This window comes from Agromyces sp. GQ35 (assembly GCF_059758475.1).
Map to the genome: position 1 here is coordinate 2,159,253 of NZ_JCAXEO010000001.1, position 13,578 is coordinate 2,172,830.

Here is a 13,578-nt window from a genome sequence, read left to right on the forward strand (position 1 = left end):
CGGGTGCCGTGGTCGGCGCGGCCGGGCCAGAGACGGCATCGAACGCGGTCACGGCCGGCCGAACCCGAACGCGGTCAGCACCTCGGCGCCCTCAGCCGAGAGAACGAACTCGACGAACGCCCGCGCCGCCGCGGGGTTCGCCGCATCGGCCAGTGCCGCCAACGGGTAGGTGTTCGTCGCGGCATCCGCCCCCTCGATCGGCACCCCATCGACCTCACCGGCCGAGGCCCCGATGTCGGTGACGTAGACGAGCCCGGCGTCGGCTTCGCCCGCGCGCACCTTCGTGAGCACGGCGCTGACGTTCTGCTCCTCGCTCACGGGCGTCACCGTGACGCCCGCGGCGGCGAGGAGCTTCGCGGCAGCGCTGCCGCACGGCACCTCGGGTGCGCACACGACGACGAGCGGGTCAGCGGATGCCTCGTCGGCGAGATCGTCGAGACCGTCGATGCCGAGCGGATTGCCGGGCTGCACCGCGATCTCGAGCACGTTCGTCGCGAACACCTCGGGACCCCCGTCGAGCAGGCCCGCGTCGTCGACCCTGGCGAGGTTCCGCTCATCGGCCGAGGCGAAGACGTCGGCGGCGGCGCCCTCGATGAGCTGCGTCGCGAGAACGGATGAGCCGTCGTAGGTGACCGGCGCGACTTCGAGCTCGGGGTGCAGCGCCTCGAACCGCGCGGCGAGTTCGTCGAAGGCGCCGCTGAGCGATGCCGCGGCGTACACCGTCAGCTCGCCGCCGAGCTCCGGATGGCTCGCACTCGCGTCGGAGTGGCCCACCCCACCGTCGCCGTCGCCGGCGGACGTGCCGCAGCCGCTCAGGACGATCGCGGCGATGGCGGCGATCGCGGCTGCGAGCGCCCGACGAGGTGCGGGGCGGTCGGTCATTCGCCCGGTTCCTTGTCGGTCTCGAGGATGACCATCGTCGCTTTGATCACGGCGACGCTCTTCGCGCCGACCTCGAGCCGCAGCTCGCGAGCGGCCTCGGCCGACATGAGCGAGACGACCCGGTGCGGTCCGCACTGCACCTCGACCTGGGCCATGAGCCCGTCGATCTCGACGCGCGTGACGAGTCCGACGAACCGGTTGCGGGCGCTGCGGCGCACGTGGCTCCGGTCTTCGATGGCCGACGCCGCGGCGACCGCGCGGGCGGCGAGCTCGCGGCCGGAGACGACCTGGCGGCCCGCGGTATCCTTCTCGGCGCTGAGCAGGCCCTCCTGCACCCACCGGCGAACGGTGTCATCGCTCACGCCGACGAGCGAAGCCGCCTCACTGATCCGATACTGCGTCATGAAACTGACGATAGAACCGCAGATGCGGAACTGCAATGCGGCAGACGACACAGCTCGCCGCCTAGCATGGACACAGCAAGGAGGCTCACATGGATTCGTTCGAAAGCTCGCCCCTGTCGAGTTCCGATTCCGGCTCCGCTTCCCTCGGGGCGCAGACCGAGGCAGCCGACCACCTCGCTCGTGCGGTCGACCTCGCCACGGCGAACGTCGAGCAGGGTGGCGGTCCGTTCGGTGCGATCGTCGTCGCGGCCGACGGTCGCGTCTTTGAGGGCGTCAATCGCGTCACCGCGAACCTCGACCCGACCGCCCACGCGGAGGTCACGGCGATTCGTGCCGCCTGCCAGGGGCTCGGCACCTTCGACCTGAGCGGTGCCACGCTCTACACGAGCTGCGAGCCGTGCCCGATGTGCCTGGCCGCGTCGCTCTGGGCGCGCATCGATCGGGTCTGCTTCGCCGCCGATCGCGATGATGCAGCGGATGCCGGCTTCGACGACGCGCTCTTCTACCGCTACTTCGAGGGCGGCGAGGAGGACCGTCGGAGCATGCCGGTGGGCAGCATCGACCTCGGGCCCGAGCGACGGGTCGCCCCGTTCACCGCGTGGAAGCTCAACGCCGCACGCATCGACTACTGAGGCGGCGTCGTCGCCGACTGCTCCTCGATCTGCTGGAGCACTCGGACGGCAACGCTCACGGCGATCGCGGCCGGGTCTTTCGAGGTGATGCCGGCGATGCCGATCGGGGTGTCCACCCGAGCGAGCGAGGCGTCATCGTGGCCGGCCTCGCGAAGTCGCTGCTCGAAGCGCGCCCACTTCGACCGCGAGCCGATCAAGCCGATCGAGGCGATGCCGTCGGTGCCGAGCGCGGCCTCGACGATCGCGAGATCCTCGACGTGATCGTGGGTCATCACGAGCACGTGGGCACCGGTCGGCAGCGACCCGAGCGCCGACTCGGGCACCGGCAACTCGTGCAGCAGCACGGTCGCCTCGACATCGGCCAGCGGCCCGCTCACCCCGGGCACGCCGATCCGCTCGGGGGCGAGCATCTCGGTACGCGAGTCGACGAGGTGCAGCTCGAGCCGCTGCCGGCAGAGGATGCGCGCGAGCTCCAGCCCGACGTGACCGATGCCGAAGACGGCGACCGCGGGAACGACCCGCACCGGTTCGAGCAGCATCGTGACTTCTCCTCCGCAGCACTGCACGCCGTATTCGGTCGTGGCTTTGTCGCTCAGCGTCAGGGTGAGCAGTTCGGGTTCGGACGTGCCGGTCGCGAGCATTCTCCGCGCCCGGTCGATCGCCGTGGCCTCCAGATTGCCCCCGCCGACCGTGCCGACGACGGCGTCGGCCGTGACGACCATCTTGGCTCCGCCGTTGCGCGGGGCGTGGCCGCGCACCATCGCGAGCGTCACGATGACCGACGGGGTCCGCGCCGTCCGGAACCGCTGCACGGCCTCCACCCAGTCCATGGCAGCCTGCCCGTCGCTCAGCGCTCGGCCGGCACGAGTCCGTGGTCGACGGATGCCGCGCCATCCGTCGCCGATGCCGTCGAGTCGCCGGCACGGCGGGCATCGCGGATCGCCCAGAAGACCGCCTCGGGGGTCGCCGGCGACGCGAGCTCGACGCTGTGCCCGACCGGGCCGAACGCGGCGACGGCCTCGCGGATCGCCTCGCGTGCGCTGAACGCCAGCATGAGCGGCGGCTCGCCGATCGCCTTCGATCCGTAGACGACGCCGTCTTCGGTCGCACGCTCGAACAGGCTCACGTTGAACACCTCGGGCATCTCCGAGAAGCTCGGCAGCTTGTAGGTGCTCGCCGACTGCGTGAGCAGTCGGCCTCGCCCCGGGCCGTCGCCCGTGTCCCAGCGCAGCTCCTCGAGTGTGAGCCATCCGGCGCCCTGCACGTAACCGCCCTCGATCTGGCCGACGTCGATGAGCGGCGAGAGCGAGTCGCCGACGTCGTGCACGATGTCGACGCGCAGGGTTCGCGTCGCACCGGTGAACCCGTCGACCTCCACCTCGGTCGCCGCGGCCCCGTAGGAGAAGTACTTGAACGGCGAGCCCTGCATCGCCTCGGTGTCCCAGTGCAGGCCCTCGGTGCGGTAGAAGCCCGCGGCCGAGAGCTGCACGCGCGCATCGTAGGCGGCGCTCGCGACCTCGGCGAAGGTGAGCGAGGCTCCGGATGCCCCGAGCCCCGAGACCCGCCCGCGGCCGAAGCGCACCTCGCGCTCGTCGATGCCGAGCAGCCGACCGGCCACGGTCGCCATGCGGTCGCGGATCTGCTCGCAGGCGTTCTTCACGGCGCCGCCGTTGAGGTCGGCGCTCGATGAGGCGGCCGTGGCCGAGGTGTTCGGCACCTTGTCGGTGCGGGTCGGGGCGAGCCGCACCGCCTCGGCCTCGACGCCGAGGGCGGTGGCTGCGACCTGCAGCATCTTGGTGTGCAGGCCCTGGCCCATCTCGGTGCCGCCGTGGCTGATCAGCACCGAACCGTCTTTGTAGACGTGCACGAGCGCGCCGGCCTGGTTGTACGCGGTGAGGGTGAACGAGATGCCGAACTTCACGGGCGTGATGGCGAGGGCCCGCTTGGTGTCGGGGTGCCGGGCGTTGAACTCGGCGATCGCCGCGCGTCGCTCGTCGAAGTCGCTCTCGTCGAGCACGCGCTGCCAGATGTCGTGCAGTCGCTCGGCGTGCCGCACGGGCTGCCCGTAGGGCGTCGTCTGGCCGGGCTCGTAGAAGTTGCGTCGTCGCAGCGTCGCGGCATCGAGGCCGAGCCTCGGCGCGACCAGACCGAAGATGTTCTCGATCACGAACATGCCCTGCGGGCCGCCGAAGCCGCGGAACGCGGTCTGCGAGGTCTTGTTCGTCTTCGCGACGCGCCCCTGCGCGACGACGTTCGGGATCCAGTACGCGTTGTCGACGTGGCAGAGCGCCCGGCCCATGACGGGTTCGGAGAGATCGAGGCTCCAGCCGCCGTCGGAGGTGAGCGTCGTCGCGAGGGCGAGGATGCGCCCGTCGTCGTCGAACCCCGCCTTCCAGACGAGGTGGAACGGATGCCGCTTACCGGTCATCGTGAGGTCTTGCGTGCGGTTCAGGCGCAGGCGCACCGGCCGGCCCGTGAGCACGGCACCGAGCGCGGCGACGGCAGCGAAGCCGTGCGGCTGCATCTCTTTGCCGCCGAAGCCGCCGCCCATGCGCAGGCACTGCACGGTGACGCGATTGCTCGGCACGCCCAGCACGTGGGCGACGATCTCCTGCGTCTCTGAGGGGTGCTGCGTGCTGCACTCGACGAAGACCTGACCCTCGGAATCGAGGTGGGCGAGTGACGCGTGCGTCTCGAGGTACAGGTGCTCCTGGCCGCCGATCTCGGTGACGCCCTCGAACACGTGCGGTGCGGTGGCGAGCACCGATTCGGGGTCTCCGCGCCGCACCGTGCGGGGGATGCCCTGGAAGGACTCTGCCGCGATCGCCTCGGGCACGGTGATGATCGAGGGCAGCGGCTCGTACTCGACCTTCACAGCGGCGGCCCCGAGTCGCGCGGCCTCGGCCGTCTCGCCGAGCACCCACGCGAGTGCGTGCCCGTGGAACATCGCCTCGCCCGGGAAGAGCGGCTCGTCGTCTTTGACGCCCGCGTCGTTGTGGCCCGGCACGTCGTCGGCGGTGAGTACCCGCACGACCCCCGGCACTGCGAGTGCAGCCTGCACATCGAGGGTGACCATCGCGTGCGCGTGCTCCGACTGCACGGGCCAGGCGGTGAGCACGCCGTGACCTCGTGCAGCCAGGTCGTCGGTGTAGACGGCCGCGCCGGTCGAGTGCAGGGCGGCGCTCTCGTGCGCCATCGGCGTGCCCACGACGGGAGCGGCGGGGCGGGCGGCGAGCTCGCTCATGCCGGTACCTCTTCGGCGACGTGGGGGTGGCTGCGGTAGAGCTTCACGAGCGCAGAGCCGAGCATGAGCGAGCGGTACTCGGCACTCGCGCGGTGGTCGGACATCGGGGTGCCCTCCGATGCGAGCACGGATGCCGCGTCGCGGAAGGTCTCGCGGCTCCACGGACGGCCGGCGAGCAGAGCCTCGGTCGCGCGGGCACGGAGCGGGGTCGCGGCGACTCCGCCGAGTCCGATGCGCGCCGACGCGATGACGCCGTCGTCGAGGTCGAGGGCGAAGCCCACGGCGACGCTCGAGATGTCGTCGAAACGGCGCTTCGCGATCTTGTGGAAGGCGCTCAGCTGCGCGAGCGGCAGGGGGATGCGCGCCGCACGCACCAGCTCGTCGGGTCGGCGCAGCGTCTGGCGGTAGCCGGTGAAGTAGTCGGCGAGGTCGACCTCGCGCTCGCCGTCGGCGGAGACGAGCACGACGCGCGCCTCGAGTGCGAGCAGGGCGGGCGCGCAGTCGCCGATGGGCGAGGCAGTGCCGAGGTTGCCGCCGATCGTCGCACGATGCCGGATGAGCGGGGAGGCGAACTGCGGGAAGAGCTCGGCGAGCAACGGCACGCGTCCGTCGAGCCGGCGCTCGACCTCGGAGAGCGGCAGCACAGCGCCGATCTCGATCGCGGCATCGTCGACGACGAGGGTGCGGAGCTCGGCCAGGTGGTCGATCGCGATCGAGAGTGCGGCGCGCCGGCCACGCAGGTTCACCTCGACGCCCCAATCGGTCGAGCCCGCGATGACCGCTGCGTCGGGTTCCTCGCGCAGTATCCGCAACGCTTCGTCGAGCGATGGCGGGCGCAGGAAGCGCTCACCGTCGGCGTCGAGCCGGGTCGCTCTCGGCTCGGGCGCCGGGTGCGCGCGTCGCTCGGCGAGCGGGTCGCTCGGTTCGGGCTCGCCGAGGGCATAGGCGGCATCGCGAATCGGTCGGTAGCCGGTGCAACGGCAGAGGTTGCCGCTCAGCGCGTGCAGGTCGAAGCCGTTCGGGCCGTGCTCCTGCGCTGAGGCATCCGCTTCGCCCGCTGCACCCGCCGCCGCAGCACCAGTACCCGCCGCCCGCGCGGGCACGCGTTCGGCCCGGTAGAACTCGGCCGCCATGCTGCAGGCGAACCCGGGCGTGCAGTACCCGCATTGCGATCCGCCGGCTTCGGCGAGGCCCGCCTGCACGGGGTGCATCGCCTCGGGGGAGCCGAGCCCCTCGGCGGTGACGATCTCCTGGCCGTCGAGGGCGGCGGCCGGCACGAGGCAGGCATTCACCGCGGTCCACACGGTGCCTCCGGCGTCGTCGGATGTCGCGAGCAGCATGGCGCACGCACCGCACTCGCCCTCGGCGCAGCCTTCCTTGCTGCCGGTGAGGCCGTTGTCGCGCAGCCAGTCGAGCGCGGTCGTGTGCGCGCTGGCGCTCCGCAACGGGCGCTCGCGTCCGTTGACCGTCACACCGATGTGATCCATGGTCGAACTCCTTGTCTCGGGAGTCTACGCGGGCATCGTTCTCGATGTTCCGGTTACGCCGCGAACGCATCTGCGCGAAGATGAACACGAGGCGAAGCGCAGCATCCCAACGGAGGGACGGGCAGCCGTATGAGCATCGAGATCACTCGTGCCGCACATGTCGCAGGCGGCGACGAGATCCTCACGAGCGAGGCGCTCGCCTTCGTCGAGCAACTGCATCGCCGCTTCGATCCGCGCCGTCGAGAACTCCTCGCCGAACGTCGGGCCCGGCGCGAGTGGATCGCCGAGGGTGAGCCGCTCGACTTCCTCACCGAGACGACGGCGATCCGCGAGGACGACTGGCTCGTGGCATCCGCCCCCGAGGCCCTGCTCGATCGCCGGGTCGAGATCACGGGTCCGGCCATGCCGGCGAAGATGGCGATCAACGCGCTCAACTCGGGAGCGCGAGTCTGGCTCGCCGACCTCGAAGACGCGTCGAGCCCGACGTGGGAGAACGTCGTCGGGAGCATCGCGAACCTGCGCGACGCCGCCCGCGGCACGCTCGCCTTCACCTCGCCCGAGGGCAAGGAGTACGCGCTGCGCACCGACCTCCGCCGCCCCACGGTCGTGACCAGGCCACGCGGCTGGCACCTCTCCGAGCGGCACGTGCTCATCGACGGCGAGCGCGCCTCGGGCGCACTCGTCGACTTCGGGCTGCACTTCTTCCACACCGCGCGGTTGCTGCTCGACAGCGGACACGGGCCGTACTACTACCTGCCGAAGCTCGAGAGCCACCTCGAGGCGAGGCTCTGGAACGACGTGTTCGTGTTCGCGCAGGAGCAGCTCGGCATTCCGCGCGGCACGATTCGCGCGACCGTGCTCATCGAGACGATCACGGCGGTGTTCGAGATGCACGAGATCCTCTTCGAGCTGCGCGAGCACGCCTCGGGCCTGAACGCCGGGCGCTGGGACTACCTGTTCAGCCTCATCAAGAACTACCGCGACGCCGGGCCGGCCTACGTGCTGCCCGACCGGGCGGCGGTGTCGATGACGGCGCCGTTCATGCGCGCCTACACCGAGCTGCTCGTGAAGACGTGCCACCGCCGCGGCGCCTTCGCGATGGGCGGCATGGCTGCCGTGGTGCCGAACCGCAACGACCCCGAGGTCACCGCCGCCGCGTTCGAAAAGGTGCGCGCCGACAAGACCCGAGAGGCGAACGACGGGTTCGACGGCTCGTGGGTCGCCCACCCCGATCTCGTCCCGGTCTGCCAGGAGGTGTTCGACGCGGTGCTCGGCGACCGGCCGAACCAGCTCGAGCGTCAGCGACCCGAGGTGGAGGTCACCGCCGCGGAGCTGCTCGACGTCGTCTCGGCCGGCGGCGAGGTCACCGAGGCCGGACTCCGCACGAATCTCTCGGTCGCGGTGGCCTACACCGCGGTGTGGCTCTCGGGCAATGGCGCCGTCGCGCTCCACAACCTCATGGAGGACGCCGCGACGGCCGAGATCTCGCGCTCTCAGGTGTGGCAGCAGCTGCACACCGGCGTGGTGCTCGCCGACGTCGACGAGCAGTTGACCCCCGAGATCGTGCGCCGGGTGCTCGCCGAAGAGGTCGAGGCCCTGCGCGCGGATGTCCCGCCCGAACGTTTCGCGGCCTACTACGAGCCGGCAGCGGCCCTCATCGCCGACCTCTGCCTCTCCGACGACTACGTCGACTTCCTCACCCTGCCCGCCTACGAACTGCTGGAATGAGGATGCACACCGCACTGCCCGCCACCGCACTCGCCAGCATCGACGCCGGACTGGCCGAGACCGACGCGCTGCTCGCCACCGCCTATCCCGGCGACGATGGATCACGCCAGCCCGTGCACACCGTGTACGTGCCCGCCGACCGGTTCACTCCCGAGCTCCCGGCCCTGTGGGGCCGCGCAGCACGCACCGCCGTCGATGCGGTCGGCGGCGTCGAGGCGCTCGCCGTCATGGTCGGGCTCGACCACGGGGTCGCGGCCGAGGTGGCGCCGGCGGTGCGCGACAAGCTCGAGCTCGAGCCGATCGAAGATCTGCGCATCGACTTCGAAGACGGATACGGCGACCGCGGTGACGACGTCGAAGACGCCGACGCCGTGCGCGCGGCGAAGCGAGTGGTGGCGGCCGTCGGCGCGGGGTTCGCCCCGCCGTTCATCGGCATCAGGTTCAAGTCGTTCGAGGCGGCGACGCGGGCGCGAGGCATCCGGACCCTCGATCTCTTCGTGACCGCGCTCATGGAGCACGGCGGCCTGCCCGACGGGTTGGCGCTGACCCTGCCGAAGGTGTCGACGGTGGCGCAGGTGCAGGCGGCGGCGCAGGTCGCGGCCGGCCTCGAACGCGCGCATGGACTGCCCGAGGGAAGGCTGCGCTTCGAGGTGCAGGTCGAGACGCCGCAGCTCATCCTCGACGTCGACGGCAGATCACCGGTCGCGCGGCTGCCGCTCGCGGTGCCCGGGCGCATCAGCGCGTTGCACTACGGCACCTACGACTACAGCGCATCGCTGCAGATCGCGGCGCACCACCAGTCCATGGAGCATCCCGCCGCCGACCTGGCGAAGGGGGTCATGCAGCTCGCGGTCGCGGGCACCGGCATCCGCCTCTCCGACGGGTCGACCAACATCCTGCCGCTCGGCGACCAGGCTGAAGCGGCGTGGCGCCTGCATGCGCGGCTCGTGCGGAGGTCGCTCGAGCGCGGGTTCCCCCAGGGCTGGGACCTGCACGCGCTCCAGTTGCCCACGCGGTTCATCGCGACGTACGCGTTCTACCGCGAGGGCTACGCCGCCGCGGCCGCGCGGCTGCGCGACTCCGTCGCGCGGGTGTCGGGCGCGGTGCTCGACGAGCCCGCCTCCGTACGAGCGCTCGCCGGGTTCGTGCTGCGGGGCGTGCGCTGCGGCGCGATCTCGGCCGCCGAGGTGGCCGCCGACACCGGCATCGACGACGGGGCGCTCGTCGCGCTCGCGCACCCGAGGCATCACGAGGAGACCACATGAGCTACTTCACCCCGCAGGGCGGACTGCCCGCGCAGACCGAGCTGCTCACCGATCGCGCGATCGTGACCGAGGCGTACACCGTGATCCCGAAGGGCGTGCTGCGCGACATCGTCACGAGCAGGCTGCCCGGGTTCACGAACACCCGGGCGTGGATCCTCGCGCGGCCGATCGCCGGATTCGCGACGACGTTCTCGCAGCTCATCGTCGAGATCGGCCCGGGCGGCGGGGCCGACTGGCCCGAGCGTGAAGAGGGCGTCGAGGGCGTCGTGTTCGTCACGGCCGGCGAGCTCACGCTCGAACTCGAGGGAGAGCGGCACGTGCTGGAGCCGGGCGGCTACGCGTACCTCGCCGCGGGAGCGAGCTGGGCGATCGCGAACGAGGGCTCGGAGCTCACGAGCTTCCAGTGGATCCGCAAGGCGTACGAGCCGCTCGAGGGCTACGAGCCGACGTCGTTCGTCACGAGCGACGCGGAGGTCGCGCCGCAGGAGATGCCCGACACGAACGGCGCGTGGGCGACCACGCGGTTCGTCGATCCCGACGACCTCGCGCACGACATGCACGTGAACATCGTCACGTTCCAGCCGGGCGGCGTGATCCCCTTCGCCGAGACGCACGTCATGGAGCACGGCCTGTTCGTGCTCGAGGGCAAGGGCGTCTATCGGCTGAACGGCGACTGGGTCGAGGTCGAGGCCGGCGACTTCATGTGGCTCCGGGCGTTCTGCCCGCAGGCCTGTTACGCGGGCGGCCCGGGGCCGTTCCGCTACCTGCTCTACAAGGACGTGAACCGGCAGGTGCGGCTCACGGTCCCGGGCGCACCGCGATGACGGATGCCGCAGGCCTCGACCTCGTCGTCACGGGCGAACGGGTGCTCGTCGACGGCGCGTTCTCGCCGGTCGAGGTCGGGGTGCGCGACGGCGTCGTCGTGCAGCTCGCGCCGCTCGGCACGGGGCTCGACGCGCCGCGCATGGTGCGATTGGCCGACGATGAAGTGCTGATCCCCGGGCTCGTCGACACGCACGTGCACGTCAACGAGCCCGGCCGCACCGAGTGGGAGGGGTTCGCCTCGGCGACCCGGGCGGCTGCGGCGGGCGGCGTCACGACGATCATCGACATGCCGCTCAACAGCATCCCGCCGACGACGAACGTCGCCGCGCTCGGCCTGAAGCGGGCGGCGGCCGAGGGTCAGGTCTTCGTCGACGTCGGGTTCTGGGGCGGCGTGGTGCCCGGCAACGAGGCCGATCTCGAACCGCTCGTCGACGAGGGGGTGTTCGGGTTCAAGTGCTTCCTCGTCGCCTCCGGCGTCGACGAGTTCCCACCGGTCACGGCCGACGAGATGGAGGCGGCGATGGCCGTGCTCGAGACATCCGACTCGCTCCTGATCGTGCATGCCGAAGATGCCGCGCTCATCGACGGGGCGCCGCACCGCCATGGGCCCGCCTACGCCGACTTCCTCGCCTCCCGCCCGCGCGAGGCCGAAGGTGCCGCCGTCGCCGCCGTCATCGATCGAGCCGCGCGCACCGGGGTGCGGGCCCACATCCTGCACCTGAGCGCGGCCGACTCCCTCGACCGGATCGCCGCGGCCAAGCGCCACGGAGTGCGGCTCACCGTCGAGACCTGCCCGCACTACCTCGTGCTCGCCTCCGACGAGGTGCCGTCGGGGGCCACGGAGTACAAGTGCTGTCCGCCGATCCGTGACGCCGGCAACCGCGACGCCCTCTGGCACGGCCTCGAGCAGGGCGTCATCGACTTCGTCGTCTCGGACCACTCGCCGGCGCCGGCCGAGCTGAAGCACACCGGTGACGGCGACTTCGAGGCGGCGTGGGGCGGCATCGCCTCGCTCCAGCTCGGGCTGCCCCTCGTCTGGACCGAGGCGAGGCGACGCGGCATCCCGCTCGCCCGGGTCGTCGAGTGGATGTCGACGGCACCGGCCCGCCGGGTCGGCCTCACGACCAAGGGCCGCATCGCCGAAGGCACTGCCGCGGACCTCGCCGTCGTCGCACCCGACGAGGGGTTCACGGTCGATGCCGAGGCGCTCGAGCATCGGCATCCGATGACGCCCTACGACGGCCACGAGCTCACCGGGGTCGTGCGGCGCGCATTTCTCGCCGGCGCCCCGATCGACCGATCCACCCCGCGCGGGAGACTGCTGCGCCGGGCCGGCGTGGAGGGCGGAGCGCACCATGCTGCTTGAGGAGTTCGACGCCGCCGATCGCGGAGCCGCGATCGAACTGCTGCGACCGTGCCTCGACATCAGCCGCTGGTGCGAGGAACTCGTCGACGCGCGCCCGTACGACTCCGTCGGCGAGCTCGCGGCGCGAGCGCACGGCGCAGCGGCCCCGTTCACCGCCGCGGAGGTCGAAGGGGCGCTCGCGCACCATCCCCGCATCGGCGAACGCGCCGGGGGCGGCCGCCGCGAGGCTGCGCTCTCGCGAGCCGAGCAGGCAGGAGTCGACCCGAACGACGCCGCCGTCGCCGCTGCGCTCGCCGCCGGCAACGTGGCCTACGAACGGCGGTTCGGCCGGGTCTTCCTCATCCGCGCAGCCGGCCGGACCTCGACCGAGATCCTCGAAGCACTGAACGAGCGGCTCCGGCACACGAGCGTCGAGGAAGACCTCATCGTCGCCGAGCAGCTTCGCGAGATCGCCACGCTGCGACTGAAAGGACTCTTCACCGCATGAGCACCTCCCGGATCACCACGCACGTGCTCGACACGGCCGCCGGACGCCCGGCCGAGGGCGTCGCCGTCGGGCTCCTCGCCCGCGACGACGGCGATCGAGACGGGTGGCGTCTCGTCGCGACATCCGTCACCGATGCCGACGGTCGCGTCACCCGGCTCGGCCCCGAGACGATCGCCCCGGGGGAGTACCGGCTGCGCTTCGACACCGGCGCCTACTTCGCCGCTCGCGCGACCGACACGTTCTATCCCGAGGTGCTGATCACCTTCGTCGTCACCGACGACGGTCGTCACTGCCATGTGCCGCTGCTGCTGAGCCCATTCGCCTATTCGAGCTACCGAGGGAGCTGACCATGACCGACCCCGCCATCGTGCTCGGGCCGAACCAGTACGGCAAGGCCGAGGTGCGCGTCGTCAAGGTCACCCGTGACACCGATCGCCACGAGATCGAAGACCTCAGCGTCACGTCGCAGCTCCGCGGCGACTTCGCCGGGGCCCACCTCGACGGCGACAACTCCCACGTCGTCGCCACCGACACGCAGAAGAACACGGTCTTCGCGTTCGCCCGCGACGGAATCGGCTCGCCCGAGGCCTTCCTGTTGCGCCTCGCCGAGCACTTCACCTCGTCGTTCGACTGGGTGACCGGCGGCCGCTGGGAGGCGGAGAGCTTCGCGTGGCAGCGCATTCAGGCGCACGGCGCGCCGCACGATCACTCCTTCGTGCGCGCCGGGCAGGAGACGCGCACGGCCCTGGTCGTCGCCGACGGAGCCGATCGGCACGTCATCGCCGGGCTCACGGGGCTCACGGTGCTGAAGACGACGCAGTCGGGCTTCGAGGGCTTCCCGAGAGACCGGTACACGACGCTGCAGGAGACGAGCGACCGCATCCTCGCGACGGACGTCGCCGCCCGCTGGCGGTACTCCGATGCGGGCGTCGACTACAACGCGATGTACCTCAGCGTGCGAGCACTGCTGCTCGAAGCCTTCACCGAGGGATACTCGGCCGCCCTGCAGGCGACCCTGTTCGACATGGGCGCCCGCGTCTTGGAGCAGCGCCCAGAGATCGCCGAGATCCGCCTCTCGATGCCGAACAAGCACCATTTCGTCGTCGACCTCAGTGCCTTCGGCCTCGACAACCCGAACGAGGTGTTCTACGCCGCCGACCGGCCCTACGGCCTCATCGAGGCGACGGTCACCCGTGAGGGCCTCGCCCCGGCACCCGCCGCCTGGGATGGCATCGCCGGCTTCTGCTGAGCCGGCCGG

General features: G+C 71.3%; 13 protein-coding genes. 8 read left to right on the forward strand and 5 right to left on the reverse strand.

Annotated elements, in window-relative coordinates:
• Positions 1 to 48: 48 nt before the first annotated feature.
• On the reverse strand, positions 49 to 882 hold the full coding sequence (gene modA / locus AC6CH0_RS09970; protein WP_498100243.1) for a molybdate ABC transporter substrate-binding protein: 834 nt from the start codon (positions 880 to 882) through the stop codon (positions 49 to 51).
• On the reverse strand, positions 879 to 1,286 hold the full coding sequence (locus tag AC6CH0_RS09975) for a TOBE domain-containing protein (protein WP_498100245.1): 408 nt from the start codon (positions 1,284 to 1,286) through the stop codon (positions 879 to 881). The genes modA and AC6CH0_RS09975 overlap by 4 nt, the downstream gene beginning before the upstream one ends.
• Positions 1,287 to 1,375: 89 nt before the next feature.
• On the opposite strand from AC6CH0_RS09975, the gene AC6CH0_RS09980 reads away from it, so the two are divergent.
• Positions 1,376 to 1,918, forward strand: coding sequence for a nucleoside deaminase (locus AC6CH0_RS09980; protein ID WP_498100247.1), 543 nt, complete (start codon positions 1,376 to 1,378; stop codon positions 1,916 to 1,918).
• On the opposite strand, the gene xdhC is transcribed toward AC6CH0_RS09980, so the two are convergent.
• Genes xdhC through AC6CH0_RS09995 form a run of 3 tightly spaced genes read right to left on the reverse strand, consistent with a single transcriptional unit; the run spans position 1,912 to position 6,649 of the window.
• The gene (gene xdhC / locus AC6CH0_RS09985; RefSeq protein WP_498100249.1) at positions 1,912 to 2,748 is read right to left on the reverse strand and encodes a xanthine dehydrogenase accessory protein XdhC; all 837 of its coding nucleotides are present in this window, start codon (positions 2,746 to 2,748) and stop codon (positions 1,912 to 1,914) included. The genes AC6CH0_RS09980 and xdhC overlap by 7 nt on opposite strands.
• A gap of 17 nt (positions 2,749 to 2,765) precedes the next feature.
• The gene (gene xdhB, locus AC6CH0_RS09990; RefSeq protein WP_498100251.1) at positions 2,766 to 5,162 is read right to left on the reverse strand and encodes a xanthine dehydrogenase molybdopterin binding subunit; all 2,397 of its coding nucleotides are present in this window, start codon (positions 5,160 to 5,162) and stop codon (positions 2,766 to 2,768) included.
• Positions 5,159 to 6,649 carry a xanthine dehydrogenase small subunit gene (locus tag AC6CH0_RS09995; RefSeq protein ID WP_498100253.1) on the reverse strand — a complete coding sequence of 497 codons (1,491 nt, stop codon included), beginning with the start codon at positions 6,647 to 6,649 and terminating at the stop codon, positions 5,159 to 5,161. Before AC6CH0_RS09995 ends, xdhB begins: the two co-directional genes overlap by 4 nt.
• Positions 6,650 to 6,778: 129 nt before the next feature.
• Between AC6CH0_RS09995 and aceB the strand changes: the two genes are divergently transcribed.
• The 7 genes from aceB to pucL are packed head-to-tail and all read left to right on the forward strand — an operon-like array spanning position 6,779 to position 13,569.
• The gene (aceB, locus tag AC6CH0_RS10000; protein WP_498100255.1) at positions 6,779 to 8,377 is read left to right on the forward strand and encodes a malate synthase A; all 1,599 of its coding nucleotides are present in this window, start codon (positions 6,779 to 6,781) and stop codon (positions 8,375 to 8,377) included.
• 2 nt (positions 8,378 to 8,379) lie between these two features.
• Positions 8,380 to 9,642, forward strand: coding sequence for a DUF6986 family protein (locus AC6CH0_RS10005; RefSeq protein ID WP_498101100.1), 1,263 nt, complete (start codon positions 8,380 to 8,382; stop codon positions 9,640 to 9,642).
• Positions 9,639 to 10,466: a bifunctional allantoicase/(S)-ureidoglycine aminohydrolase gene (locus tag AC6CH0_RS10010; protein ID WP_498100257.1), complete on the forward strand. Its 828-nt coding sequence runs from the start codon at positions 9,639 to 9,641 to the stop codon at positions 10,464 to 10,466. Before AC6CH0_RS10005 ends, AC6CH0_RS10010 begins: the two co-directional genes overlap by 4 nt.
• Positions 10,463 to 11,833 carry an allantoinase AllB gene (allB, locus tag AC6CH0_RS10015; protein ID WP_498100259.1) on the forward strand — a complete coding sequence of 457 codons (1,371 nt, stop codon included), beginning with the start codon at positions 10,463 to 10,465 and terminating at the stop codon, positions 11,831 to 11,833. Before AC6CH0_RS10010 ends, allB begins: the two co-directional genes overlap by 4 nt.
• On the forward strand, positions 11,823 to 12,320 hold the full coding sequence (gene uraD, locus AC6CH0_RS10020) for a 2-oxo-4-hydroxy-4-carboxy-5-ureidoimidazoline decarboxylase (RefSeq protein WP_498100261.1): 498 nt from the start codon (positions 11,823 to 11,825) through the stop codon (positions 12,318 to 12,320). The genes allB and uraD overlap by 11 nt, the downstream gene beginning before the upstream one ends.
• Positions 12,317 to 12,667 (forward strand): hydroxyisourate hydrolase, encoded by a 351-nt coding sequence (gene uraH / locus AC6CH0_RS10025; RefSeq protein WP_498100263.1) that lies wholly within the window; start codon positions 12,317 to 12,319, stop codon positions 12,665 to 12,667. The genes uraD and uraH overlap by 4 nt, the downstream gene beginning before the upstream one ends.
• 2 nt (positions 12,668 to 12,669) lie before the next feature.
• The gene (gene pucL / locus AC6CH0_RS10030) at positions 12,670 to 13,569 is read left to right on the forward strand and encodes a factor-independent urate hydroxylase (RefSeq protein WP_498100265.1); all 900 of its coding nucleotides are present in this window, start codon (positions 12,670 to 12,672) and stop codon (positions 13,567 to 13,569) included.
• Positions 13,570 to 13,578 lie beyond the last annotated feature (9 nt).